The 24995-nt window shown below is 57.5% G+C and carries 19 protein-coding genes and 1 tRNA gene; 6 read left to right on the top strand and 14 right to left on the bottom strand.

Annotation, left to right across the window (positions count from 1 at the left end):
- The first annotated feature begins 7 nt into the window (after positions 1 to 7).
- The 3 genes from selA (at position 8) to J1D76_RS01115 (ending at position 3451) form a co-directional block, all read left to right on the top strand.
- Positions 8 to 1438 carry an L-seryl-tRNA(Sec) selenium transferase gene (gene selA, locus J1D76_RS01125; protein ID WP_421136608.1) on the top strand — a complete coding sequence of 477 codons (1431 nt, stop codon included), beginning with the start codon at positions 8 to 10 and terminating at the stop codon, positions 1436 to 1438.
- On the top strand, positions 1435 to 3342 hold the full coding sequence (gene selB / locus J1D76_RS01120) for a selenocysteine-specific translation elongation factor (RefSeq protein WP_421136607.1): 1908 nt from the start codon (positions 1435 to 1437) through the stop codon (positions 3340 to 3342). The genes selA and selB overlap by 4 nt, the downstream gene beginning before the upstream one ends.
- 13 nt (positions 3343 to 3355) lie before the next feature.
- A tRNA-Sec gene (locus J1D76_RS01115) sits at positions 3356 to 3451 on the top strand.
- Positions 3452 to 3459: 8 nt separating this feature from the next.
- On the opposite strand, the gene J1D76_RS01110 is transcribed toward J1D76_RS01115, so the two are convergent.
- The 3 genes from J1D76_RS01110 to J1D76_RS01100 form a co-directional block, all read right to left on the bottom strand.
- Positions 3460 to 4770 (bottom strand): OprD family porin, encoded by a 1311-nt coding sequence (locus J1D76_RS01110; protein ID WP_421136606.1) that lies wholly within the window; start codon positions 4768 to 4770, stop codon positions 3460 to 3462.
- Between the two features lie 506 nt (positions 4771 to 5276).
- On the bottom strand, positions 5277 to 6767 hold the full coding sequence (locus J1D76_RS01105) for a DUF1254 domain-containing protein (RefSeq protein ID WP_421136605.1): 1491 nt from the start codon (positions 6765 to 6767) through the stop codon (positions 5277 to 5279).
- Between the two features lie 178 nt (positions 6768 to 6945).
- On the bottom strand, positions 6946 to 8013 hold the full coding sequence (locus tag J1D76_RS01100) for an alpha/beta fold hydrolase (protein WP_421136604.1): 1068 nt from the start codon (positions 8011 to 8013) through the stop codon (positions 6946 to 6948).
- 310 nt (positions 8014 to 8323) lie between these two features.
- Between J1D76_RS01100 and betT the strand changes: the two genes are divergently transcribed.
- The gene (gene betT / locus J1D76_RS01095) at positions 8324 to 10297 is read left to right on the top strand and encodes a choline BCCT transporter BetT (RefSeq protein WP_421136603.1); all 1974 of its coding nucleotides are present in this window, start codon (positions 8324 to 8326) and stop codon (positions 10295 to 10297) included.
- 6 nt (positions 10298 to 10303) lie between these two features.
- Here the strand turns inward: betT and J1D76_RS01090 are convergent, their stop codons facing one another.
- From J1D76_RS01090 to J1D76_RS01075, 4 genes are all read right to left on the bottom strand, one after another.
- On the bottom strand, positions 10304 to 11662 hold the full coding sequence (locus J1D76_RS01090) for an ATP-binding protein (RefSeq protein ID WP_421136602.1): 1359 nt from the start codon (positions 11660 to 11662) through the stop codon (positions 10304 to 10306).
- Positions 11638 to 12303, bottom strand: a complete 666-nt coding sequence (locus J1D76_RS01085; RefSeq protein ID WP_421136601.1) for a response regulator — start codon at positions 12301 to 12303, stop codon at positions 11638 to 11640. The genes J1D76_RS01090 and J1D76_RS01085 overlap by 25 nt, the downstream gene beginning before the upstream one ends.
- Before the next feature lie 85 nt (positions 12304 to 12388).
- Positions 12389 to 12823: a hypothetical protein gene (locus J1D76_RS01080; protein ID WP_421136600.1), complete on the bottom strand. Its 435-nt coding sequence runs from the start codon at positions 12821 to 12823 to the stop codon at positions 12389 to 12391.
- A 26-nt stretch (positions 12824 to 12849) separates the two neighbouring features.
- On the bottom strand, positions 12850 to 13614 hold the full coding sequence (locus J1D76_RS01075) for a hypothetical protein (RefSeq protein ID WP_421136599.1): 765 nt from the start codon (positions 13612 to 13614) through the stop codon (positions 12850 to 12852).
- A 284-nt stretch (positions 13615 to 13898) separates the two neighbouring features.
- On the opposite strand from J1D76_RS01075, the gene J1D76_RS01070 reads away from it, so the two are divergent.
- Both J1D76_RS01070 and J1D76_RS01065 read left to right on the top strand, forming a co-directional pair.
- The gene (locus J1D76_RS01070; protein ID WP_421136598.1) at positions 13899 to 14957 is read left to right on the top strand and encodes a Rieske 2Fe-2S domain-containing protein; all 1059 of its coding nucleotides are present in this window, start codon (positions 13899 to 13901) and stop codon (positions 14955 to 14957) included.
- A gap of 88 nt (positions 14958 to 15045) precedes the next feature.
- Positions 15046 to 15996 (top strand): PDR/VanB family oxidoreductase, encoded by a 951-nt coding sequence (locus tag J1D76_RS01065; protein ID WP_421136597.1) that lies wholly within the window; start codon positions 15046 to 15048, stop codon positions 15994 to 15996.
- A gap of 9 nt (positions 15997 to 16005) precedes the next feature.
- On the opposite strand, the gene J1D76_RS01060 is transcribed toward J1D76_RS01065, so the two are convergent.
- The 7 genes from J1D76_RS01060 to J1D76_RS01030 all read right to left on the bottom strand — a co-directional run bounded on the left by J1D76_RS01060 (position 16006) and on the right by J1D76_RS01030 (position 24978).
- Positions 16006 to 16719: a GntR family transcriptional regulator gene (locus J1D76_RS01060; protein ID WP_421136596.1), complete on the bottom strand. Its 714-nt coding sequence runs from the start codon at positions 16717 to 16719 to the stop codon at positions 16006 to 16008.
- 391 nt (positions 16720 to 17110) lie between these two features.
- Entirely contained in the window at positions 17111 to 19546 is a 2436-nt protein-coding gene (locus tag J1D76_RS01055) for a glucose/quinate/shikimate family membrane-bound PQQ-dependent dehydrogenase (protein WP_421136595.1), read from the bottom strand.
- A 644-nt stretch (positions 19547 to 20190) separates the two neighbouring features.
- Complete coding sequence (locus tag J1D76_RS01050) at positions 20191 to 21549, bottom strand: site-specific integrase (protein ID WP_421136594.1); 1359 nt, start codon at positions 21547 to 21549, stop codon at positions 20191 to 20193.
- A 346-nt stretch (positions 21550 to 21895) separates the two neighbouring features.
- Positions 21896 to 22390, bottom strand: coding sequence for a hypothetical protein (locus tag J1D76_RS01045; RefSeq protein WP_421136593.1), 495 nt, complete (start codon positions 22388 to 22390; stop codon positions 21896 to 21898).
- Positions 22383 to 23066, bottom strand: a complete 684-nt coding sequence (locus tag J1D76_RS01040) for a hypothetical protein (protein ID WP_421136592.1) — start codon at positions 23064 to 23066, stop codon at positions 22383 to 22385. The genes J1D76_RS01045 and J1D76_RS01040 overlap by 8 nt, the downstream gene beginning before the upstream one ends.
- A 265-nt stretch (positions 23067 to 23331) precedes the next feature.
- Positions 23332 to 24165 (bottom strand): hypothetical protein, encoded by an 834-nt coding sequence (locus J1D76_RS01035; RefSeq protein WP_421136591.1) that lies wholly within the window; start codon positions 24163 to 24165, stop codon positions 23332 to 23334.
- Positions 24166 to 24978, bottom strand: coding sequence for a TniB family NTP-binding protein (locus J1D76_RS01030; protein WP_421136590.1), 813 nt, complete (start codon positions 24976 to 24978; stop codon positions 24166 to 24168).
- Positions 24979 to 24995 lie beyond the last annotated feature (17 nt).

The following is a 24995-nucleotide window of genomic DNA, read 5'->3' as shown; positions in this document are numbered from 1 at the left end:
GCGCCAGATGCCTGCCCGCAGTGCCAACCAGCCCCTGCGTCTACCTTCCATCGACAGCTTGTTGCGCCACCCGGCGTGTCGGCCATTGGCCGAACGCTACGGGCGCGACGCCTTGCTGGCGGCCTTGCGACGTTTGCTCGATGAGCTACGCGACGGGGTGCAACAGGGCGCACTTGAACCGGTGGAAGTCAGTGCCGACGTGCTGGCGGGCCGGGTGGGCGAGCGTTTGTTCACCGCGCATCGCAGCCATGTGCGCCGGGTGTTCAACCTCACCGGTACGGTGCTGCACACCAACCTTGGGCGGGCGCTGTTGCCTGAAGAAGCGATTGAAGCGGTGCAAATGGCCGCGCGCTATCCGCTCAACCTCGAATTCGACCTGCGCAGCGGCAAGCGCGGTGACCGTGACGATTTGATCGAAGGTTTGATCCGCGAACTGACCGGCGCTGAAGCGGTGACCGTGGTCAACAACAATGCCGCCGCGGTATTGCTGTGTCTCAACAGCCTTGGGGCACGCAAGGAAGGGATTATTTCCCGTGGTGAACTGATTGAAATCGGCGGCGCTTTTCGCATTCCCGACATCATGGCCCGCGCCGGGGTGAAGCTGCATGAAGTCGGCACCACCAACCGCACCCACGCCCGCGACTACGAGGCCGCCATTGGCCCGCGCAGTGGCTTGATCATGCGGGTGCATGCGAGCAACTACAGCATTCAGGGTTTCACCACCCGCGTGCCGACGGCTGAGTTGGCAGAGTTGGCTCATCGGCACGCTTTGCCGTTGCTCGAAGACCTCGGCAGCGGCAGCCTGCTGGACTTGACCCGCTGGGGTTTGCCCGCCGAACCGACGGTGCGCCAGGCACTGCTCGATGGCGCTGATATCGTCACTTTCAGTGGCGACAAACTGCTGGGCGGGCCGCAAGCCGGATTGATCGTCGGGCGCAAGGATCTGATCGCCAGGATCAAGAAGAACCCGCTCAAGCGTGCGCTGCGGGTCGACAAAATGACCCTGGCCGCCCTCGAAGCGGTACTGGGTTTGTACCGCAATCCGGATCGCCTCGCCGAGCGCTTGCCGAGCCTGCGCCTGCTGTCCCGGCCACAAGCCGAGATTCTCGCCCAGGCCGAGCGTTTGCGACCGATATTGGCGGAGGTATTGGGTGACGGCTGGAGTGTCAGTGCCCTGCCGGCGCTGGGCATGATTGGCAGCGGTAGCCAACCGGTGGCGCGGCTGGCCAGCGCCGCGCTGTGCCTGCGGCCGCTGACGTCCAAGCGTTTGCGCGGGCGCTCGCTGTTGAATCTGGAAGAAGCCTTTCGCGCCTTGCCGATTGCCGTGCTCGGGCGCATCGACGATGACGCCTTGTGGCTGGACCTGCGGCAACTGGACGACGAGCCGGCCTGGCTGACGCAACTCGATCAATTACACGTGGAGGACCGGGCAGGGTGATTGTTGGCACGGCAGGGCATATCGACCATGGCAAGACAGCGCTGCTGCAGGCGTTGACCGGTCAGGCTGGCGACCGTCGCCGCGAAGAGCGCGAGCGCGGCATGACCATAGACCTCGGCTACCTCTACGCAGCGCTGGAGCCGGGCGCAGAACTGACCGGTTTCATTGACGTGCCCGGCCATGAACGCTTCACCCACAACATGCTCGCCGGGGCGCAGGGCATCGATCTGGTATTGCTGGTGGTGGCCGCCGATGACGGGGTGATGCCGCAGACCCGCGAGCACCTGGCGATTGTCGAGTTGCTCGGTATCCCGCGGGCGTTGGTGGCGATCAGCAAATGCGACCGCGTAGACAGCACACGGCTCCAGGAGGTCCGCGATCAGGTCCGTGCCTTGTTGGCACCCGGGCCTTATGCCGAGGCTCCGCTGATTGCCTTGTCGAGCGTGACCGGCGAGGGCATCGATACCCTGCGCCAGCACCTGCTGCTAGCCCAGCGTGAAGTGCAGCAACGCAGCACAGAAGGGGGCTTTCGCCTGGCGATCGATCGGGCGTTCAGCGTCGCCGGGGCGGGAATCGTGGTGACCGGTACCGCGCTGTCTGGCCGGGTCGGGGCAGGCGATACCTTGTGGCTGGGGCCGCAAGGCAAGCCGGTTCGCATCCGTGGCCTGCACGCACAAAACCAGGCAGCCGAGCACGCCATCGCGGGCCAGCGCGTGGCGTTGAACCTGAGTGCCGAACGGCTCGCGCTGGAACACATTCATCGCGGCCACTGGTTGCTGGCCGAAGGTTTGTACGCGCCCACCCATCGCCTGGACATCGACCTGCAGTTGCTGGCGAGCGAAACCCGGGCCTTCGAGCACTTTCAACCGGTGCATGTGCACCTCGGCACCCAGGACGTCATCGGCCGCGTCGCGTTGCTCGAAGGTGCCAGCCTGGCGCCAGGTGGTCGAATGTTCGCGCAACTGCTGCTCAACACGCCGGTGCAGGCGGTGAACGGCGATCCGCTGATCCTGCGTGACCAGAGCGCCCAACGCACCCTTGGCGGCGGCCGAGTGCTCGACCCGTTTGCGCCGACACGCCAGCGCCGCAGCCCGGAGCGGTTGGCGCAACTGGCCGCGCTGGCCAATAGCGCGACACTGGAAGATGTCTTGCCGGTGCTGTTGGCCCAGAGCGACAGTGGCGTTGATCCGCAGCGACTGGAGCGGCAGTTCAACCGACCGCGCAGCCATTGGGTGTTACCCGACGGTGTGCGCCTGATCGACACCCGCCAGGGCGCGTTGCTGTTCAGTGCCAGCCGATGGAACGCGCTCAAGGCCTCAGTGCTGGATCACCTGGCACGCTTTCATCAACTCGAACCGGACCAGATGGGACCGGACCGCGACCGCCTGCGCCGATTCAGTGGCAGTGCGCTGGAGCGCTCGACGTTTATCCGTGTGATCGATGAGTTGCTAGCCGATGGTGACATGGCCAGCAACGGCCCATGGCTGCATCTGCCCGGGCATGAGGTGCGCTTGAGCGATGAAGAACAAATCCTGTGGCGACGATTGCATCCGTTGTACGAGCAGGCCGGATTCGACCCGCCGTGGGTGCGCAACCTCGGGCATGATGAAGCCAGCGTTCGATCCCTGCTGCGCAAAATGGCGCGCCTGGGCTTGATGCATCAGGTGGTGCGCGACCTGTTTTACACCGACAGCACGATTGAGCGATTGGCGGCTATGCTTGTGCACATGGCGGACACCGACCCGGTGATTCAGGTGGCGGCGTTTCGCGATGCAGTGGGGTTGGGGCGCAAGCGCAGCATTCAGATCCTGGAGTATTTCGACCGCATCGGCCTGACACGACGCTTGGGTGACCGTCGGCAGATTCGCGCGGACAACGCGCTGGCCCAGCGCAGCAACCCCTGATCAACCCTTTCAAGGAAGGCAATCGCGCCCGGTGGCGCGGCCGGGCTTCAAACCCGGTTGGGGACGGCACCCGTTCCCGGGCAGGTTCGACTCCGGCTGCCTTCCGCCACTTTCCGTTCAGAACGGCCCGTAGTCCAACGGGTACTGGATAACCACGTACACCCGGTCAATGTCATCACCGGCCTGCGCGGCGTTGGCCCGGTGCGACACGTGGGACAGTTGCATCGACAGGCCCTTGGCCGCCCCGGATTGCACGACGTAGTGCAAATCAATGTCGCGTTCCCAGTGCTTGCCGCCATCCCCTTGTTGCGGCACGTAGGTGCCGGTTGCCGGGTCGAACGGGTTGTAGGCCCCGCCTTGTGGCGCATGGGTGCCGTCGATCTGGTCGCCGGTGACGTAGCGGGTCATGAACTTCAGGCCGGGTATGCCGAAGGCCGCGAGGTCGAGGTCATAGCGAACTTGCCAAGAGCGTTCGTGGGCGCCGTTGAAGTCGGCGTATTTGATCGAGTTGGCCAGGTAGATTGAGTCGCCACCGACAAAATCGAAAGGCGTGTCGCCGTCGACTTTTTGGTACGCCAGGGTGAATCCGTGAGCCCCCAATGTGTACTTGCCCGACAGGCTATACGCCGTGTTGTCGATGGCGCCGGCCAACGCCTGGCCCGTGTCGTTTGTGTGATAGAGGTTGGCGTCGAGAAAGACCGCGTCCTGCTTGAAGTGCAGGTTGCCGTAGTACTGGTGCCAGGTATCGGTCAGCTCCGAGGCGTACAGGGCGCCGCCGACCGGACTTTGGGTAAACAGGTCGGCGCCGACAAACGAAATGCCGCCAGCCTCGGTGTTGGCGCCGTAGCCGAAAAAGTCACCCTTGCCGGAGGCACTGTCCTGATTCTTGAACGCGGTGAAGTGCCCGGCTTGCAGGTTCATGCCGTCGAATTCGCGGCTGTTGAGCAGGAACCCGGTGGCGTACTCCGGTTGCAGGCGTTTGTCCGCGGTGTCGAACACCGGGGTTTCAACCATCATTTCACCAAACGCCAGGGTGGTTTTCGATGCCTTGAGCTTGATCGCGCCGCCACCGCTGGAGTAATCGCGTTCGCTGCGGCCATCGCTGCCTACCGGCAATAGACCGGTGCCAGAATGACCCTGGCCGCCATCGAGTTTCAACCCTAGAAAGGCATGGGCGTCGAGGCCAAAGCCAACCGTGCCGGGCGTGAAACCGGATTCAAAAGAGCCAATAAACCCTTGAGCCCATTCGGCTTTGTAACTCTTGCCGGTTGGCGAGGGGGATCGATAGTCGCTGTTCAAATAGAAGTTTCGGTTGAGCACGCCAAGGGACGCGCCGTCGAAAAAACCTTGTGCCGCTTCATCGGCCAACGCGTTGGCGGCCGTGCTGGCGAGCAGCAGCGACAAACAGGCCCGGAGTGAATCACTCATCATCATTCGCTCACCACCGGCACAGGGGAAAGCGGTTCCCTGTAGGAGCGAACTTACTCACGAAGGCCTCGAAAGTGCTGCGTTCAGCCTGTGAGCACGCGTTCTCGTTAACGACCTTCGCGAGCAGGCTCGCTCCTACGGGTGTGCGTTCGCAGCCGGTTGCCATGGCGCTGTCCCTTACCGGGTGGATGAGGACGCCATGGTTACGTAGTTCGGTTGGGGAATATTGAAGCGGTGTGCTGTCTTTGCGGCAGCGGTTATTCGGTGGCCTGCATGCAATCGGTCGTGCCCCGCCGTTCACAGAGTCCCAAGCGCACCCTCGAGGAAGGATTGCGTCGATCTGAAGACCAGTTGCGGGTCAACGGCCAGATCGCGCCATACCATCCAATGTTGAAGGTGCCGATGGCCCCCTTGAAGGCGCTGGCTTGCCAGCGAAGGCGTGCGCAAGATTGACGCAATGTCCAAGACCGTCTTCGCCGGCAAGCGCTGGAACAGCAGTTCTTTCTTCAATGGGCTTTCACCACGGCCGGCGGTATCCAGTCGCCGTCCAGGGCATCGGCCTGCGGCCAATAGGCGCGGATGTACAGCGAGAATTCCGCCCCTTGTGGCGAGGGCAGCCAGTTGCTTTCCTTGTCCTTGCCAGGGGATTCGCTTTGCACGTAAAGGGTCAGCGAGCCATCGGGGTTGGTTTGCAGGGACTTGTTCTTGGTGCCGATGGAATAGCGCTTCAGGTCATTGGGGGCGAAGAAGTGTTGTTCGTTGTACAGCGTCAACGACCAGAAACCCTTGACCGGCGGCAGCTTGCCCTTGGCGAACGTCACGCTGTAGTTGTACTGGCCGTTGAGGCGCACACCGTTTTCGTCCAGGTCCTGGTAGAAGTATTTGGTCTCTTTTTGCTGGTTCACGAAAATGTTCGAGCGTGCCACGGCGGTACGGGTGAAGTAGTCGGTGCCGAACGCGGCGCCATTGCTCACGGTGCTCCAGTTATTGGGCAATTGCAGACCGTAGTTGCGAAATTGCAACAGCGGGTCGATCACTTCGCTGTCGGCCTTTTTCGCTTCATCGATCATCGCGGCGCGCAGTTGCGGGTTGGCCTGGGCGATGGCCGCGAGGGCATTCATTTGTGAGTAGCGGGCTTCTTCGCCCGGCAATGGCTTGGCGTCCTTGAGCAGGGCCGGGAGTTCGTCGAAGAACTTCTCGGGGACCACCCACTTGGTTTCGGCCTTGCCGTCCGACGCCTGGGCCGGGAATTTCGGCAGTTTGGCCCAGTTGCGCTTCTTGACCGTGCCGTCGTACTGGGACAGCGGGTACATGTCGATTCCGGCGAGGGTCGGTTGGATCGCCAGTCGGTCGGCGGCGGTGTCGTCCTGGAAGACGCGGGGGATGACGAACCCGGTGTTGGTCCGCGCCCGATACACTTTGGTGATGCCAGCAGGCACTTTGCCGTTCCAGTCCGGGCCGACCAGCAGGTAGAACCCCGGTTGGGTGTTATACATCTTGCCCAGCTCGGCAAAGCTATCGGATCGCAGGTCCACCACTTGATACACCCAAAAACGCCCGTCGAAATCCGGCACTTGCAGCACCACTGGCTCAATGTCCAGGGCGATGCTGCCGGCGCCGTACACCACGTCCTGGTTCGGACAGGCCACCAACCGCTCGGCCGGGTCGATGTAATCGCTGAGCATCGACAACCGGTTGATGGGCGCCACCGGCACGATGCCGCCCATCAAGCCAGGTTCTGGCAGATCCTTGAACGCTTGGCGACGGTTGAAGATATTGGCCATCGGCCAACCCCAGAAGTAGGCTTCGCGCGCCATCATGCGCACGTAGGGCTCCGTCACTTTGGTACCTGCGACGGGGCCGGTAACGGGGCTTGCAACGAGGGGGGCGACGGTGGTGACGGGCGGATGGCTCTTTGCGCCCAGTGCGCTTGTGGCGGTGAACAGGCTGAGCAGGGTCAGGGCAGGGAGGGCATAACGCCTTGGCAAACGAATCATAAAGCGTCCTTACTTGATGGCAGTCACCCAATGCAGGTGTTTCGCTGAAAGATAGCTCATCTTTGCCGCCGCGATGATTGTCGGGGGCGCCAACCCTTTGCCTTTCACGCAAAAAAACGGCTTGTTAGCCAAAACAAGCCGTTGAGGTGGAGTAAACGGTCAGGGCACGCCTGTCCTCTCAAAGATGATCGGCATCGATCACCGCGTTGGCGAACGCTTGCGGTGCTTCCTGCGGCAGGTTGTGACCGATGCCGCCGTTGATCTGGCGGAACTCGTATTTGCCGGTGAAGCGCTTGGCGTAGTCCTCGGGCGCCGGGTGCGGTGCGCCGTTAGCGTCGCCTTCCAGAGTGATGGTCGGCACGCTGATCGATGGCGCGGTGGCGAGTTTCTGCTCCAGCGCCTCGTATTGGCTCTCGCCCTGGACCAGACCCAGGCGCCAGCGGTAGTTGAACACGGTGATGTCAACGTGATCCGGGTTGTCCAGGGCTTTGGCACTGCGGTCGTAGGTCACGTCATCGAAGGCCCATTTCGGCGACGCCGTTTGCCAGATCAACTTGGCGAAGTCATGGGTGTTTTTCTCGTAGCCGGCACGACCGCGATCCGTGGCGAAGTAGAACTGATACCACCACTGCAATTCCGCCTTGGGTGGCAGCGGGTTCTTGCCGGCGGCCTGATTGCCGATCAGGTAACCGCTGACCGACACCAGCGCCTTGACCCGCTCTGGCCACAAGGCCGAGACGATGTCCGCCGAACGCGCGCCCCAGTCATAGCCACCGAGTACCGCCTGTTTGATCTTCAAGGCATCCATGAAGTCGATGACATCACTGGCCAGTGCCGCCGGCTGGCCGTTACGCACGGTTTTGCCAGAGAGAAAATGCGTGTCGCCATAACCGCGAGCATACGGCATCAGCACCCGATAGCCCTTGGCCGCCAGCAACGGCGCGACTTCGTCATAGCTGTGAATGTCGTAGGGCCAGCCGTGCAGCAGGATCACCACCGGCCCATTGGCCGGGCCGGTTTCGGCGTAGGCCACGTCCAGCAACCCGGCGTTGATGTGCTTGAGTGGGCCGAAGGGCGAGGGCGCTGCATAAGTGGTCGTGGCAGAGGCAGACGCTGGTTGAACGGTGGTCGTCGTTTGCGCTTGGGCGGCGCCAAATCCGCCGAGTAGCAAGAATGCGAGGAGCGAAGGGCCAACCAGCTGGCGGCCAGTGGTGCTGTTGTTGCGGTTGCGCAGTGCCATCTTCATGGGATGTCTCCATTACTAGCCATGGGTCAGGAGTTCTGGCTGAGCCCCTTCAAACCTTGCTTGCATTGAAACGCGCCAACGTATCCGGCCTGTGTCTGTTCCCAGGCCAGGTGAAAGTCTGTGTATCGAATGGTCATGTCGACACACTGTGATACACAGCGGTTCGAGCATAGACGGGGACTGAGCAATGGATGAGCGCAAAGGCTTGCGCTACCTGCTGCGAAGAAGCAACTACACTCGATGGGCCGGTGTGGCCCGCGCCTGTGGGCTGAACATACGAACGCCTTGCTGCAGAGGAGACGACACTGTCATGGACATTCCGACCAAACCGAAGAGCACGCTCAATCCGCCGGTTTTCTACACCAGCGCCATACTCATCGCGCTGCTGGTGCTTTACGCGGTCGTGTTTCAAGCCCAGGCCCAGTCGCAATTCGACAGTATCCAGCGCTGGATCAACACTAACGCCAGCTGGTTCTACATTTTGTCCGTCGCGCTGATCCTGATCAGCGTGGTGTTTCTGGCGGTGAGTCGCTACGGCGATATCAAGCTTGGGCCGGACCACAGCGAGCCGGAATACCGCAACAGCAGTTGGTTCGCCATGCTGTTTTCTGCCGGGATGGGCATCGGCCTGATGTTCTTCGGGGTGGCGGAACCGGTCATGCATTTCACCTCGCCGCCCGTGGGTGAGGGCGGTACGGTGGCCGCCGCCCGCGAAGCGATGAAAATCACCTTCTTCCATTGGGGCCTGCACGCGTGGGCGATCTACGCCATGGTGGCGCTGATCCTGGCGTATTTCAGTTTCCGCAACGGCCTGCCGCTGACCTTGCGCTCGGCGTTGTACCCGCTGATCGGAGAGCGTATCTATGGCCCCATTGGCCACGCGGTGGACGTGTTTGCCATCCTCGGCACGGTGTTCGGGGTCGCCACGTCGCTGGGTTATGGTGTGTTGCAGATCAACAGCGGCTTTCATCATCTTTTCGGCCTGCCGGTGAACACCACGGTGCAGGTGATCCTGATCACGGCGACCTGCGCACTGGCGACCCTGTCGGTGGCCAGCGGCCTGGACAAGGGCATTCGCATCCTGTCGGAAATCAACCTCGGCCTGGCCGTGGTGCTGATGGTATTTGTGTTGCTGCTGGGGCCAACGGTCTTCCTGCTACAGGCTTACGTGCAGAACACCGGCGCCTACCTGTCGGATATCGTCAACAAGACATTCAACCTCTACGCTTATGAGCCCACCGACTGGATCGGCGGCTGGACCTTGCTGTACTGGGGCTGGTGGCTGTCCTGGTCACCCTTTGTCGGGCTGTTCATTGCGCGCATTTCCCGCGGCCGGACCATTCGCGAGTTCGTTTGCGGCGTGCTGTTCGTGCCAGCCGGCTTCACGTTGTTGTGGATGACGATATTCGGCGACTCGGCGATTCACATGGTGCTCAACGAGGGGGTCAAGGACCTGGCCACGATCATCGATCAGGACAGTTCACTGGCGTTATTTGCGTTTCTCGAGCACTTTCCGTTTTCCAGCGTGGTGTCGATGGTCGCCGTGTTGATGGTGGTAGTGTTCTTCGTCACCTCGGCAGATTCCGGCGCACTGGTGGTGGACATGCTGGCGTCGTCCGGGCATGACCATTCGCCGCTGTGGCAGCGAATCTTCTGGTCAGTGACCATCGGTGTAGTGGCGATTGCCCTGCTATTAGCCAATGGACTGAAAGCACTCCAGACCGCGACCATTGCCAGTGCGTTGCCATTCTCGATCATTCTGCTGGCGTCGATCTGGGGCCTGTTCAAGGCATTGAGCCTGGACGCCACGCGACGTGGATTGCGTACCCAGGCGATGCCGGGCCAGCATCATGCGCGCCAGCCCCAGGGCGGCTGGCAACGGCGCCTGCGCAATATCGCCTTGCTGCCCCGGCGCGCGCATGTAAGGCGTTTCATCGAAGAAGTGGTCAAGCCTGCGTGTGAGGAAGTGGCCGTCGAATTGCGCAAGCAAGGCTACGAGGTCACGATCAATGAGGATGCCGATGGCTGGGTAGCGCTGGAGGTGATTCACTCTGGCGAAGGTCGCTTCCTCTATGAGGTGCGGCCACGCGCGTTCACCACGCCGAGTTTTGTCGTCCAGGAATCCGATGACGGCTCCGATGCCCGCAAATATTTCCGCGCCGAGGTGCACCTGCGCGAAGGCGGCCAGGACTATGACCTCATGGGCTGGAGCCGCGAGGATGTCATCGGTGACATCCTCGACCAGTACGAGCGTCATTTGCATTACTTGCATGTGGTGCGCTGAATGGGTTTAACACAAGCCTTTTTTCAGTTCGATCGACACGCATAACCCGCGCCGGGTCACTTCGTCCGTGAAGCCCAGGCTTACGCGGGCACCGGTGCGCTCGGCAATCGCCCGGACAATCGAAAGGCCCAGCCCTGAGCCGGCTTGCTCGGTGCCCACGCTGCGATAGAACGGGTCGAACACACGGCCTTGTTCATCGTTGGTGATGCCGGGGCCGGAATCCCTGACTTGAAGGATCACGCTGTCTTGCACCCGTTCCACTGACAGGTCGACGCGACCGCCACCGGGAGTGTAGCGGATGGCGTTGTCCGCCAGGTTCCTCACCAGGATCAGCAGGTCCATTTCGTTGATAACGACGTGCACGTCTTCGGTACTTTCAACACCGATGTCGATGTCCTTGCATTCCGCCAGCGGTAACAGGTCTTCCAGGACCCGCCGATAGATCGCGTGCACCGACACTTTGGTTTGCGGGCGCTCGCTGTTCGATTGCGCGGCGGCCAGAGCCAGTAATTGATCGATCAGCTTGCGGCTGCGCTCGATGCCTTGGGACAACGGCAGCAGGCGTTCGACGGCTTGCTCCGGCATCGGCGTGGCCTTCAGTCGTTCGGCTTGCAGCGACAGGGCGGTCATGGGCGAACGCAGTTCGTGGGCGGCGTCGGCGATGAAGCGGCGCTGGGTTTCCATCGCTTGCGCCACCCGCGCCAGCAAGCGATTGATGGCCACCACGAACGGGCGGATCTCGGTCGGCAGGCGGTGTTCGTTGATCGGGTGCAGCGCCTGTTGGTCCCGACGATCTATTTCGTCGGAGAGCGTCGCAATCGGTCGGAACAGCTTGCGCACCAGATCGCCGACCACCAGCAACAGCACCGGAAACAGAATCAGAAACGGCAACAGACTGCGCAGGGCACTCTCGCGTGCTTCCTTGTCGCGCACGCCGGTTTCCTGGGCGACGACGATGCGCTCACCGCGGGCGATGGTACGCACCAATGCGCGAAATTCTTCGCCAGCGATGTTCAAGGTCGACAAGCCGTCAGGCAGGGTGGTGGGAAAGGGCAGTGGCAGGAGGTTGTCGTCGTTGGCGCCGATGGCGCGGCTGCTGTCGGACAGGTATTGCACGATGACCCTGGATTCTTCGTCGTCGCCGGCGATTTTGTCCGCGGCGGGGTAGTTCAGGGTCATCTGCTGTCGGTCGAACAGCACGGCGACCTGGCGCAAGGTGTCGTCCTGCATTTCGTGGGCCTCGCCCAGTGCCGAGACGAACGCAAACATCCCGGCCAGCGCGGCCACGAGCAGAATAGCCAGCGCCAGTGCAACCGATAGCCGGACCTGGACTGAGTCACTCAAGCGCTTTTTGAAACCATCCATCCCATACCCCTGACGTTCTTGATGACGTGGTTGCCCAACTTGCGTCGCAGCGAATGAATCAGAAATTCCACGGCATTGCTTTCCACTTCATTGCCCCAGCCGTAGAGGCGATCTTCAAGTTCGCTGCGCGAGAGGATCGCACCCGGGCGAATCAACAGTGCCTGCAACAGGGCAAATTCGCGACTGGACAATTGCACATCGGGGTTGTCCGCCGTGCTCGCCTGTTTCGACACCAGGTCCAGTGTCACCACGCCGTTGTCCAGCAAGGACTGGGCGCTGCCGCCTTTGCGGCGCAGCACGGCGCGCATGCGGGCCAGCAGTTCTGCCATGTCAAAGGGTTTGAGCACGTAGTCGTCTGCGCCGCCGTCGAGCCCGCGCAGGCGATCGTCGAGACTGTCCCGTGCAGTGATAATCAGCAACGGCACTGGGTTGTGGCTGGCGCGGATGCTGTCGAGCACATCGAGCCCGTCCTTGCCTGGCAGACCGAGGTCCAGCAGCACCAGGTCGTAGGGTTGGGTCTGCAGTGCCGAGAGTGCGGTCAGGCCGTTTTTCACCCAGTCGGTGGCGTAACTCGCGTCCATCAGTGCGCCCTGGATCGCGTCTCCAATCATCGGGTCGTCTTCGACCAGCAATATGCGCATGTCCCACTCCGAAAAAAAAGGCGCGACGGTCATGACCGTCGCGCCTGTATTGAAGCACCTGTACCGGCGTTTGTCCGCCCGACGATTACTGGCCTTTCATCGAATCGAAGGCCTTCATCAACTCGTCCATGCGCGCCTTGCACTCGGTTTGTTGAGGATTGCTGGCGCGCAAGGCGTCGAGTGCGCGGTCGATGGCCTTGTCCAGGACATGCCAGTCGCTGGCGGCACGCGGCTTGATACCGGCTTCGGCATTGTCCCAGGCGCTTTCCAGGTCCTTGATCCGCGCCTTGGCGCCCGGCAGGTCGTTCTTGTCGACGAGCGCGGTGACGTCAGCGGCGATGGTACGGAACTCCGATAGATCACCCAGTTTGGAACCGGACTGGGTTTGTGCACTCATCGCGCCCGAAGGCGCACCGGCGGCAGGCTTGTCGGCAGGTTTGGAGCAACCGGCAGCGATGCTGAGCAAGAAGATCGAGGAGACGATGGCGACGTGGCGAATGATGTTTTGAAAAGGGCGCATGACGATTCCTTAGGGTGTTTGAAAGATTATTGAGTGACGGATTTGCGGTTGCCGACGCTGATCTGTGCGGCGCCTACCAACAGGACGATGACGCAGAGGAAGATCGCGCTGGTCCAGGTCGCGCCCATGCCGAGCCCACCGTAGGTCTTGGATTGGGTCAGCAAGTCGCCGAGCGAGGCACCGAACGGACGGGTCAGGATGTAGGCGATCCAGAAGGTCAGCACCACGCTGGCCCCCAGGCGCCAGGCAATCAGGGTCGCAGCAATCAGCGCAGCGAAAATCACGGCACCGAGGGTGAAGCCCAGGCCGAGAGCTTCGGTGGCCAGGTCGCCAGCCGCAGTGCCCAGGGCAAAAGTGCAGAGCACGGTCGTCCAGTAGAACCATTCCCGGCGCGGCGTGACGATCTCCCGAATCGACAGGTTGCGTTCCATCTGGAACCAGACCAGAAAGTTGAGTGCCAACAGCACAGAAAACACCGCCGTGCTGGTGTACAGGCTGACATCGAGCACGTCGGTCAGGATGTCGGTGAGCTGGGTCCCGACGATGCTCACCAGCACCACGGTCAACCAGTAGATCCAGGGCGAATAGGCGGTCTTGCGCATCTGGATAAACAGCGCGATGCCCAGCAATGCCGCCATGCCGACGCTGGTCCAGCCAAGGCCGAGGCCGGCATCGACCGCGAGAAAGTCCGCTCCGGTTTCACCCACGGTCGTGGACAAGATCTTGATCACCCAGAATGACAGCGTCACCTCGGGTACTTTGTTGAGCCATCGGGCTGTCGTGGGGTTCATGGGCGGGTTGCCTCTCCTGTGCCGCGCCGAAATGGCGCAAGGGAGACGATACGCAGCGAAACTTAGCTGAGACTGAGGGCAGGGAAGCCGTCTGGTTTTCAGTTCGACGGCATTAGTTTCCCCTGGAATTTCTCGAACGCTCACCCCGGGCCAATGAAGCCTGGAGGTCACTGCTTTTGCCTTTGTGGATCCATTGCCATCAATGATTTTGCAGGTATCTTGACTGTAATCACATTGATCCGATTTAATGGATCCATAAAAACAAACCTGTTCCGGAGAATCCTATGTATCCGAAAAACACCTGGTATGTCGCCTGCACCCTTGACGAGATCGCTTCCAAGCCCCTTGGGCGGCAGATATGCGGTGAGAGAATCGTTTTCTATAAAGGGCAGGAGGGGCGCGTTGCTGCCGTCGAGGATTTTTGCCCACACCGCGGTGCCCCTCTTTCGCTGGGTTATGTGGAAAACGGCAATCTGGTCTGTGGCTACCACGGCCTGGTCATGGGCTGTGACGGCAAGACTGTCGAAATGCCGGGGCAACGCGTACGGGGTTTTCCGTGCAACAAGACCTACGCGGTTGAAGAGCGTTACGGTTTCATCTGGGTCTGGCCGGGGGAGCAGGACAAAGCCGACCCCGCACTGATCCATCATCTGGAATGGGCTGTCAGCGATGAATGGGCCTACGGCGGTGGGCTGTTCCACATCAATTGCGACTATCGACTGATGATCGATAACCTGATGGATCTCACCCACGAAACCTACGTGCACGCCTCGAGCATCGGACAGAAAGAGATCGATGAAGCGGCGCCGATCACCACCGTACAGGGTGACGAGGTGGTCACCGCGCGGCACATGGAAAACATCATGGCGCCACCGTTCTGGCGCATGGCCCTGCGTGGCAACAACCTGGCCGACGACGTGCCAGTAGATCGGTGGCAAATCTGCCGCTTCAGCCCACCCAGTCACGTTTTGATCGAGGTGGGCGTAGCCCATGCCGGCAAGGGTGGTTACAACGCCGAGCCGCAACACAAGGCCTCGAGCATTGTGGTCGACTTCATTACCCCGGAAACCGAGACGTCGATCTGGTACTTCTGGGGCATGGCTCGCAATTTCAATCCCCACGACGAAACCCTGACCGCCACCATTCGCGAGGGCCAGGGCAAAATTTTCAGCGAAGACCTCGACATGCTCGAACAGCAGCAAAGGAACCTGCTGGCCAATCCCGAGCGCAACTTGCTCAAGCTCAATATCGATGCCGGTGGCGTGCAGTCCCGACGCGTGCTGGAGCGAATCATCGCCCTTGAGCGAGCACCGACAGTCGAGCTGATTGCCATAGCCCAATAGCCAAAGGCAGCGCCCCTGAGCGCTATGCCAGTCCACTCCTATTGATCTTGCTCACAGCCACTGCGGTGGCCGGTCTTGAAGGTGCGCCATGATTGAAGTCGTCGTGACATCCCGCAACAACGAAGCGCTGGATATTTGCAGCTACGAATTGGCCTGTGCGCAAGGCGGGCAATTGCCCGCCTTCAGTGCTGGATCCCATATCGACGTGCACTTACCCGGCGGACTGATCCGTCAATACTCGCTGTGCAACCACCCGCAAGAACGCCATCGCTACCTGATCGGCGTGCTCAAGGACGCTGCCTCACGCGGTGGCTCGCAAAGCCTGCATGAGCAGATCAACAGCGGAGATCGGCTGCTGATCAGTGAGCCACGCAACCTTTTCCCCCTGGTCGCCGAGGGACGGCGCAGCCTGTTGTTCGCCGGAGGCATCGGTATCACCCCGATTCTGTGCATGGCCGAGCAACTGGCCGATGGTGGTGCCGATTTCGAGCTGCATTATTGTGCGCGCTCCAGTGAGCGTGCGGCATTTGTCGAGCGACTCAAGGGGGCGTCCTTTGCCGATCGCGTACACCTGCATTTCGACGAAGAGGTCGATTCGCGCCTGGATGCCGCCAAGGTCCTGGCCAATCCGCAGCCTGACGTGCACCTTTATGTCTGCGGCCCTTCAGGATTCATGCAGCATGTGCTCGACAGCGCCAAGACCCAGGGCTGGAGCGACGAGCACTTGCACCGTGAATACTTCGCCGCGGCGCCGGTGGATACCAGTGCCGATGGATCGTTCCAGGTCAAGCTGGCCAACAGCGGGCAGGTGTTCGACATTCCGGCCGACAGGACGGTGGTTCAGGTGCTGGAAAGTCACGGCGTCGAGATTGCGCTTTCTTGTGAGCAGGGCATCTGCGGTACCTGCCTGACCCGTGTGCTGGAAGGGGTGCCTGAGCACCGTGACCTGTTCCTCACCGAAGAAGAACAAGCGGCCAATGATCAGTTCACGCCTTGTTGTTCGAGGGCCAAGTCGAAGCTGTTGGTGCTGGACCTCTAAACCCGTCGATCACTCGCCGCGGGCGATCACTTTCATCCGGTCGCCGTTGCTGATCGCACCGAATACCTCGGCGTAGCGCAGTGTCGCATTGGCGTGCTCACGCATGATGGCTTCAGCGCGTGCGCCCTGGCGGCTGACCAGCGCGTCGAACACCGAGTGGTGTTGCATGTGTGCGAAGTTGAAGCGCCGGTATTCGCGCACCATGTCCTGGCGATCGATCGCCAGCGCCGACACTGAAGCGAAAGGGCGATGGTCGTTGCGCGCCAGGGCTTCGGCAATCGCCGGGTTGGCGCTGCTTTCGACGATTACCTGGTGGAAGCGCATGTTGAGATCATGGAACACCTCGATGTCTTCTTCTGTCACGTAACCTTTGTCGAACAGTGCATCGCCTTGCACCAGGCATTCACGCAACGCCGCCTGCGCCTGCTCACTCAAGCCACGTTCAGCGCTCTGCCGTGCCGCCAGCCCCTCCAGCACTCCGCGCACCTCCACGGCGCCGGCGATATCGTCGGCACTCACCGAGCGCACCTGATAGCCACGTCCGCCATGGCGCACCAGCAATCCTTCTTGCTCCAGGGTCACAAAGGCCATGCGCACCGGCATTCGCGAGACGCCGAATCGCTCCGCCGTCGGGATCTCCATCAGCCGTTCGCCGGCCGCCAACTCGCCCGAGGCGATCATTTTGCGCAGTGCCACTAGCACCATTTGACCCGGTTTGCTCATGCAGGCGACTTCCAGAGGGGAGGGCGCCATAGTACCGCAAGGAAAGGGGAGATGCCGGGGCGGCAAGGCCTAGAATGACAGTGGGTAGCTGACGATTACGCGGGTCTGATCGAAGTCACGTTGAAACTGCGTCGGTTGGTGGCGTTATTGACTCGCACGCTGAGACCGTCAGGGTATTACGGGTCAACACGTTTGAATCGGTATCGGCGAAAGCGGGAAGGGTGGCGCTGCAGGTCAGGCCCAACAGCAAGCCCCAGCCTGTACAAGAAAAGGAACAGCCAAAAATATGTGAATCTTCCTGGTGGAAACTTGAATGATTTCGCAAAGCGGCGCGGCACCCGCAGGTGCCGAGCTCAGAGAGATTGGCCGCCAGTGAGGCGCGCATAGTGGCTTATGGCAGGGCGTAAGTCATGACGTAGTCGCCGCGATCGGTCGACTGGCGCGCACCACCGGCGGTGATGACGATGTACTGCTTGCCGGTCTTCGGTGAGACGTAGGTCATCGGGCCGCCTTGGCTGCCGACTGGCAGGCGAGCTTTCCACATCTCTTCACCGTTTCCGCTGTTGAAGGCGCGCAGGTAGAAGTCCTGAGTCCCGGCCATGAAGATCAAGCCACCTTGAGTCGACAGGGTGCCGCCGAGGGTCGGCAGACCGATCTTGATCGGCAGGTGCATGCGGATACCCAGTGGACCGGTATCCTCAACGGTGCCGACCGGAACTTGCCAGGCGACTTTCTGGGTCTTCATGTCGATGGCGGTCAGCGTGCCGAACGGCGGCGCCTGACAAGGAATGCCGGCGACCGACAGGAAGCGGTTTTTGTTCACTGCATACGGCGTGCCCTTGAGCGGCACGGCACCCATGCCAGTGTTCAGCGCTTCGCCACCGGAAGCGGCTTGAGCTTTGTTTTGCGACGGGATCATCTGAATCCACAGGCCCAGGCGCATGTCGTTGACGAAGATGAAACCGTGTACCGGATCGGTGGAGATGCTGCCCCAGTTCATGCCTCCCAGCGAACCTGGGAAACTCAGCGATTTATCGGTACCCGGCGCGGTGTACAGCCCGTCATAACGCATTGATTTGAAATCGATACGGCACAACAGCTGGTCGTACGGCGTTGCGCCCCACATGTCGGATTCGGTCAGGTGCTGCGCACCGATCTGCGGCATGCCCACCGATTTTGGCTGGGTTGGCGAGTACGGTTCGTTGGGGATGTTTGCGGCTTTGACCGGTACTTCCTCAACCTTGGTCAGCGGCTTGCCGGTGGTACGATCGAGGACGTAGATCTGCCCAGCCTTGGTGCCGATGACCAGTGCCGGTACGGTTTTGCCGTCCTTGGTGAAGTCGGTCAGGCTTGGCTGCATCGGCAGGTCGAAGTCCCACAGGTCGTTGTGAACGGTCTGGAAGACCCAGCGTTCTTCACCACTGGTCGCGTCCAGCGCGAGGATCGAGGCGCCATAGGTGTGATCGAGTTTGCTGCGTTCGACACCATAGATGTCGGTGGAAGAACTGCCCATCGGCAGGAACACCGTGTTGGTCGCCGGGTCGTAGGACATCGGCGCCCAGCTGTTCGGCGTGCTGCGCGCATACGTACTGCCGTCGGCTGGCGCTTTGCGATCCTGCGGGTTGCCCGGGTCGAATGCCCAGCGCATCGCGCCGGTGATCACGTCGAACCCTCGGATCACGCCGCCCGGCATGTCGGTTTGCACGTTGTCGGCCACGCGACCGCCCACCACCACGGTGGTGCCCGCCATCAGCGGTGCGGAAGACAACTGATAATAGCTGTCCGGGACATCACCCAGGCCTGTCTTCAGATCAACCTGGCCGTTGTTGCCGAACCCCTGGCAAAACTCGCCGGTGTCGGCATCGACCGCGATCAGGCGGGCATCAATGGTATTGGTCAGCAAGCGGCGCTGGCAATTGGCTGCCGGAGCCGGTTTGGCTTCAATGATGGTCGAGTGACTGGGCTGAGCCATGGCCTTTGTGGCATCGAAATAAGCCATGCCACGGCAACGCTGCCAGACTTTCGACTTCGCGTTGATCGCGTTTTTCCAGAGCTCCTTGCCGGTGTCGGCATCCAGCGCGATCAGATTGTTGTGCGGGGTACAGATGAACACCTTGTTGCCGATTTGCAGCGGGGTGAGCTGGTCTTCGGCGCCATTGCCATCGCTCTCGGCGACGTCACCGGTGTGGTACGTCCACGCTACCTGCAACTTGTCGACGTTGCTGCGGTTGATCTGATCCAGCGCAGCGAAGCGGCTACCGCCCTCGGTATTACCGTAGTGAGCCCAGTCCTTTTGCGCGTTTGCTGGCTCGACGGGCGTCAGGCCGGGGCCAGTGCCCGTGGCGGCGACAGTCGGGTGCGCAACGAACATGTTGCCAGCGGCCACCGCCAGCGCAATCGCCAACACAGCAGCGATGCCATAGGCTCCGCGACCTGGGACGTGACCATTGGCACGCTTGAGTAGCGGGTAGACCAGCGTCACCGCCAGGCCAACGGCGGTGAACATGAACAGGCGCGAGAATACCGGCCAGAAAACCAGCCCGGCATCACTCACAGCCCAGATCGCCGTGCCCACCAGGAACGCAGCGAACAGCCAGGCACCGGCCGTTTTGAAGCGAGCGATCAGCAAACCGGAAACAGCCATCACCAGCCCGCCCACCAGGAAGTACGAGGACCCTCCCAGACTGACCAATTTCATGCCACCAGCAGCAAGTGCCAAGCCGAGGAGGGCGATGATCACGCCCAGCCCGACCAGAATGAATTTTGATATGCCCGAGAGGCGCTGACTCTGCTTCACATTAAATGTCCGTTGAAATGATGCCTGCATTATATAGATGGTTAACTATCTAGTTAAATAATAAATTCAGAATGGAGCGTAATTCGCTACGCATGACGCGCTTGATCGAAGCAAGGCGCGCGTCCGGAATTTGCAGGTATCGTTCAAACGTTGACAAAAGGCTCTTTTTTGTCAGGCGGGAGCAGATTTTTGACAGGTATACATCGCAGCGAAGTATTAGGAATAAAACGAACTCAGCCCCGAATTACCGACGACTGACTGCAAGCGCAACGGTTTTTACTACTCGCCTTGCCATTCCGAGCGGCGGCGACCAACACTGGCGTAGCTTCAGGAACTTGAGCGGCCTTGCTGCCGGGGGGCTGTAGACTGAGATCAATCCACGCAACGCGCTGCACGGCCCATCAAGATGTCGAGACGTGGCTCTAGCCATCCGTTACAGGAAGCGTTGTCAGCATCGTTAATTAACCGGAACGAGCCAACCTATTGATAATCAAGTGTTTCCGTTTAATTTCGGCTATTAACCGGAAAAAATAACGATTATTTCGCAAATTTTCCGGTTAATTACCGCTAGTGAACCTTCCTCCAAAACTATCAGATAGGCGCATGGGGGTGAGGCTGTACGAAGAGGTGTAGGTGGTGCCTACACCAAGGATTCGTTGGCCGGTCAGCACCAATCAATGATCCTCAATTCTAAGATTTTTGTTTGATCGATGACGTTCTTCGTCACTACTTTTGTAGTACGTATCAACAGTGGTGGCCAAGCTCTGGTGCCGAAGATCGGCCTGCAGATCCTTGTTATTTCGCACTTTGGCGTCGGCCGTTGCTGATGTGTGTCGAAGCCAGTGGACCGAAGCTGATCGAAGGTTATTGATTTCGCCTTCTGAGAAGCCTTCCTTACGCATGCGCTCCTGAGCGAAGTCGAAGACTTCCTGTACGAGGCTCCTGATATGGCCCTCTGATAAACCTGGTCGACCTTTGAGAGATTGTAGGAGCGGCGCTGAATCATCAGGGGAGGGCGTCGGCGTCAACTCAAGGGATCGCCTGTAGCGGGCCATCCAAACGTTCATGTACTCATCCTTGACGCTGATTTTCGCTGCTTTGCTGTTCTTGCCGATGACGTGGAACCACCAATTGCCGTGATCATCCTTATGAAAGTCACTCATCATGGGTTCCCAGGTATCCCGGCCAACAATATCGGAAACCCTGAGATACATTGAGTGAATCGTGGCGATAATGAAAAGGGTACGCTCGTAAAAATTGTTTTTTGTTTTTATAACTTTTTGAGTCCCCGCGCCTAATTCGTCGTTTGTTTCGTCTGTTACTTGATCAGCCATTAATTTGGCTGTCTTAAGAACGAAATTCCATTGAAGTGTGGTCAGGGCTTTGGCCTTTTCGTCGGCAACAAATCTCTGTTTATATTTAGATCTTTGCTTGATCGCTCGGATAGGATTTATGTTGTTTGACGAGCCTTCCTCGGCAGCCCATTGGAAGAAGCGGCCGCATACAGCAAAAATCTGTGCAAAGGAGTCCTGTTTGATCGTGTAGCTTTTCACCTCAGGCTCTTTGTTTTGTTCTAGGGCAAGCTTGAGATTGGCTTTTTTAACAGTGAGGAAAAATGGCCGCCATAGTGGATTGACCGAGTAAGTATCAGTGGATTTGGCGGTACGACCGCCGACTCGCTGATAGCGCGCCTTGACTACCTGCCCGATCCAGTCTGGATGCGGTTTCAAGCAAAATTCCATGAAGAGTTCGCCGTCCTGGCGTGTCATTTCCAATAGCGGCTTCTTGCACACCAGCAGCGTCCAAAGCAGCAAGCGCTCGACATGGGTGCGATAGGAATTGTAAGTCGAGGCGTTACCTTCGTAAGAGTGAAGGAAGCTCCGGACGGCTCTATACCCATCAATGGCGCATAGGTGATCCGGGAATGATTCAAGATAGCTGACGACTACAGGTTGTTCTTGAGTTAGTGCATTGTGATTCAGCTCAAGAAATCGGTCATGTGATTCAAATAAAGGGATCAGCTTCGCGGCCATGAGATTTCCATATTTGTGTTTTTTTGACAACATCGTTTATTAACTGGAAGCAGCCTACCTATTGGTAATGAGCTTTTCCGTTTGATTTCGGTAATGAACTGGAGAACAATAGAGATTGTTTTAAAAATTTTCTGGCTGATTGTAGTTAAGGCCGTTCTCTAAAACCAACAGATATTTGCTAGTCATTATTTAGTACTGTATTAACTTTTTGTCGCGCAAGCTGGTATGTCAGTAACCCATGAACCTATAACGGATGTGTAGGTAGAGTGTTGGTAAAGCAAAACCGGACAGATGACCATGTTCACAGCGCTACGCGTGAAAATATATCCAACTGTATCTCGCTCACTTATAAACCTCTCGATTGTATAAAACATCGGTTGCGTTTTATTTGATCACGGATTAATAACAGCGCTTGGCTTGGCGTAAGTACCCAGCGCGCTGCCATTGAGCTGATGTATTCGGATGGAATATCGAGGAGGATGTCCAGGAAAATATCTGTACCCTCCGTTAAGTTTTTTTCTAATCTGTTATGCTGCTTTGCATCTCGAATGTATGAATTTGGCAAGCAAAGAAAAAATGGAGACGTTTTGAAGAATGGGTTGTGACTAATTGGATTATCGAGCCATTTTGCAATATTCTTTATATTTTCAACGATCTGGAACTTCAGAAGATTTAGCGACAAATATAAAGGCTTTCTGTTCAGCAGGTGATAGCCAATTATTCGGTTATTTGCCGTTGCGTAAATTATGTATAGCTCCGCGTAAGCAATGCCATAACTGTCAGTGACGATTAATCCAGTTTTGTGATAAAGAAAATTAATTTTGCAGTATAAATCAGGCACTTTCAAACCCCTTTACAAACTCGATAAATCTCTGGCAGGTAAATACAGATCGCAGCGCTTCAAGTCGGCGTTTAATAGGAGGAAATTCTTTTTCGAAAAAAACGTTGCTGCGTTGGCCGATTTCAAACGTACTGCACTGGTGAAGCAAGCTTCGTTCTTTCAAGATATCTTCAAAGATATGGCATTCTCGTTCCGATAAAAAACCTATGACATATCCTGTTAAAATCAATGAACACATACGTTCAAATGAGGAACTATTGAACGCACCTAATAACATCAAAACTCTGGCCCCGGAATGTTTTAACGCGCCGCGTTCTGGAGTGGGTTTTGAAAATAAAAAGCAGGCGAGCCCTCTGCATTCGCCATCCGCCATAAATAGCTCCATTAAAAAGCGGAATGCGCCCTTAATTTTTATTTCGTCATTTGTCGGATTATCCTCCAGTCGACACATATGTCGCTGTATTTTCAGAGCGAGCAAAACAAGCCTTTTCATCTGCTGGCGATCGACATTGCATTTATTAGTCGAATCAAGCTTGTCTGGAAGCGTTCGTAAACCTTTGCCTTGCATATATGGAATGTCGCTTAAGAGGCATCGATGAAAAGGGCAAATAGGATGTGCAACATATCGCCAGCTTTTTAAAAATACAAAACATCGATGTTTTTTTAATGATTCCATTAAGCAATCTATGCATACGCTGTTCGAATAAGCGTAAGGTAATGTCCACGTTGATCGAGGTAGAAAAATACTTAACACTATCTGCGGATTAACTAAAATGGTGTCGCCAATTGTAGTTGACGCTAATATTTCTATTGAGAAGTCCGGGTCCAGAGTAGGGGCGCGATGTAAATTTTCGCTATAACTAGCCTGTATTTTTTTGGACGAAAAACGGCGCGGTGAAAGCCTTAGCTCGCACCTCGTGATCCAAGATGTAAAAGTTTCATCATTGACTGGATTGAGCAACGAATAAAATGGCATTTTGTTTAATGGCACTCACTAACGGTAAATATTCAGTCGTGCGGCATTTTTGATATTTGGCATCGAGCAGCATCGCCACTGCGTACTCCCGAATCAATCGAATAAGATCCCCTGTATTTCCGTTGCATAGTTTATAAATTAGTTTTTTTTGTTCTAAATTCAACCGGATGTAGAAGTCTCGACGCAGCAACTCTTGAAGCTTGTCAATGAATAAGGAGAATTTTTCATCATCGTCCCATTCTTGTAGGCGATGGATTGTAACCAAATTGTTATCCTCCAAATTTTTGCAGTATGCATGATTGTTCGTTGTGAGTATGACGGTTAAACGCGTGGGATGACGGGCCAAGCTCAGCCAAGCATCAACTGCTTGTTGCTTTTCTTTCGGACGATCAAGGCCATCCAAGAAATCTTCAACAATAATGCAGTCGATTTCTGCGTGTTCGATTAAAGTCATAACTGGGCGAGGAATTGAACCCATTTTTACTTTTAGAGCGAGCGTACTGTAGTAAAAACCATAATATTCTAGTATGAGGCTCCAGGGATTGAATCCTTCGCTCAGAATTGGGGGTTGCAACGTTAATATGTTCTTGAATTTATGTCGCAACCGCTTGCGGCATATTTCAATTGCCGACGAGCATCCGGAGCCGACATTGCCTAAAATAATGTGAAGTGAGCCGGTTTCAATTTTGCACGATAGTGTCGATACAATAGTATTGGCAATGTTTTCCACTTGAGGGGTGAGTAAGTTAAATTTATTATTGATTTGTCTGACTTTCCCAGATAGATTCTGTGTTGTCATCTACGTTTCCGTTTTAGGCCGCATCAAAGAAATTCCGTATTTTGCAGCCAAGAACGGTGAAGCACTTACCATTTCCAGCGTGATGTGTTCTACGCCAGAAAAAACTGCTTCCGCCGCACATGCTTGAATAATTTTCACCACGTTATCCATCACACCGTCTGCCTGCTTAAGTATTCCCGTAGCTAACTCCTTACCGTGCAAATTGGAGGGTTTTTTTAAGGGAAGTGTTCGCTCATAGGCTGCAATAAATCCCCTAAAGTCTTCAGACAATTTCCACTTTTCTAAAGGCCACTGCAAATATCGACGTTCAAGTTGTGGGTCCAGGCGAAGAGCTTCGCTTGCCTGATCTACACCAAAGGCGAAAACGCTAAGATTATATTGGTCACCGGATAAATTTTTCAGCAAAGAAAGGTTGATTTTTTGTTGCATTGTGGACAGCGTCACGGCGTCGTGAATCTCGTCAATGACAATGCCTTTAATATTATTTCGTTCCACAGTACGTGCAAACTCTTTAGAAGCATTATATCCGCTGAATTTGCGGGTCACCTCCATTCCAAATGCTTCGAGCAACAGTTCTCTAAAGTTATAATTATTGGGGTTCTGCCTGAAGCTCATGAAAATCAGTTTGTGTTCTTGATTTATGTTGATTTCTTTGATTTTGTTGATAATGCTTGTTTTGCCGTAACCGCCACTGCCCCAGACTAGCATGCACGGCGCCTGGACCTTGTTTTCAGTGCGCAACATGTAGTGCATTGCGCTTAAAATCGCATGGGAATTGGGATACTCGATAAACACGTCTTGCAGACAAATCATGAGTCGTTCCTCTTTCG

The sequence above is a fragment of the Pseudomonas sp. NFX15 genome (assembly GCF_049132105.1).
Taxonomy (GTDB): Bacteria; Pseudomonadota; Gammaproteobacteria; order Pseudomonadales; family Pseudomonadaceae; genus Aquipseudomonas.
Note: the sequence above shows the minus strand (reverse complement) of the source record. Positions and strands in the feature narration are given on the sequence as shown.

What these genes read in the sequence shown, in the direction of transcription:
- selA (WP_421136608.1), top strand. Translation starts at nt 8, where the DNA reads ATGCCTGCCCGCAGTGCCAACCAGCCCCTGCGTCTACCTTCCATCGAC.
- J1D76_RS01110 (WP_421136606.1), bottom strand. Translation starts at nt 4,770, where the DNA reads ATGAGTGATTCACTCCGGGCCTGTTTGTCGCTGCTGCTCGCCAGCACG.
- J1D76_RS01105 (WP_421136605.1), bottom strand. Translation starts at nt 6,767, where the DNA reads ATGATTCGTTTGCCAAGGCGTTATGCCCTCCCTGCCCTGACCCTGCTC.
- J1D76_RS01100 (WP_421136604.1), bottom strand. Translation starts at nt 8,013, where the DNA reads ATGAAGATGGCACTGCGCAACCGCAACAACAGCACCACTGGCCGCCAG.
- betT (WP_421136603.1), top strand. Translation starts at nt 8,324, where the DNA reads ATGGACATTCCGACCAAACCGAAGAGCACGCTCAATCCGCCGGTTTTC.
- J1D76_RS01090 (WP_421136602.1), bottom strand. Translation starts at nt 11,662, where the DNA reads ATGGATGGTTTCAAAAAGCGCTTGAGTGACTCAGTCCAGGTCCGGCTA.
- J1D76_RS01085 (WP_421136601.1), bottom strand. Translation starts at nt 12,303, where the DNA reads ATGCGCATATTGCTGGTCGAAGACGACCCGATGATTGGAGACGCGATC.
- J1D76_RS01080 (WP_421136600.1), bottom strand. Translation starts at nt 12,823, where the DNA reads ATGCGCCCTTTTCAAAACATCATTCGCCACGTCGCCATCGTCTCCTCG.
- J1D76_RS01075 (WP_421136599.1), bottom strand. Translation starts at nt 13,614, where the DNA reads ATGAACCCCACGACAGCCCGATGGCTCAACAAAGTACCCGAGGTGACG.
- J1D76_RS01070 (WP_421136598.1), top strand. Translation starts at nt 13,899, where the DNA reads ATGTATCCGAAAAACACCTGGTATGTCGCCTGCACCCTTGACGAGATC.
- J1D76_RS01065 (WP_421136597.1), top strand. Translation starts at nt 15,046, where the DNA reads ATGATTGAAGTCGTCGTGACATCCCGCAACAACGAAGCGCTGGATATT.
- J1D76_RS01060 (WP_421136596.1), bottom strand. Translation starts at nt 16,719, where the DNA reads ATGAGCAAACCGGGTCAAATGGTGCTAGTGGCACTGCGCAAAATGATC.
- J1D76_RS01055 (WP_421136595.1), bottom strand. Translation starts at nt 19,546, where the DNA reads ATGCAGGCATCATTTCAACGGACATTTAATGTGAAGCAGAGTCAGCGC.
- J1D76_RS01050 (WP_421136594.1), bottom strand. Translation starts at nt 21,549, where the DNA reads ATGGCCGCGAAGCTGATCCCTTTATTTGAATCACATGACCGATTTCTT.
- J1D76_RS01040 (WP_421136592.1), bottom strand. Translation starts at nt 23,066, where the DNA reads ATGGAATCATTAAAAAAACATCGATGTTTTGTATTTTTAAAAAGCTGG.
- J1D76_RS01035 (WP_421136591.1), bottom strand. Translation starts at nt 24,165, where the DNA reads ATGACAACACAGAATCTATCTGGGAAAGTCAGACAAATCAATAATAAA.
- J1D76_RS01030 (WP_421136590.1), bottom strand. Translation starts at nt 24,978, where the DNA reads ATGATTTGTCTGCAAGACGTGTTTATCGAGTATCCCAATTCCCATGCG.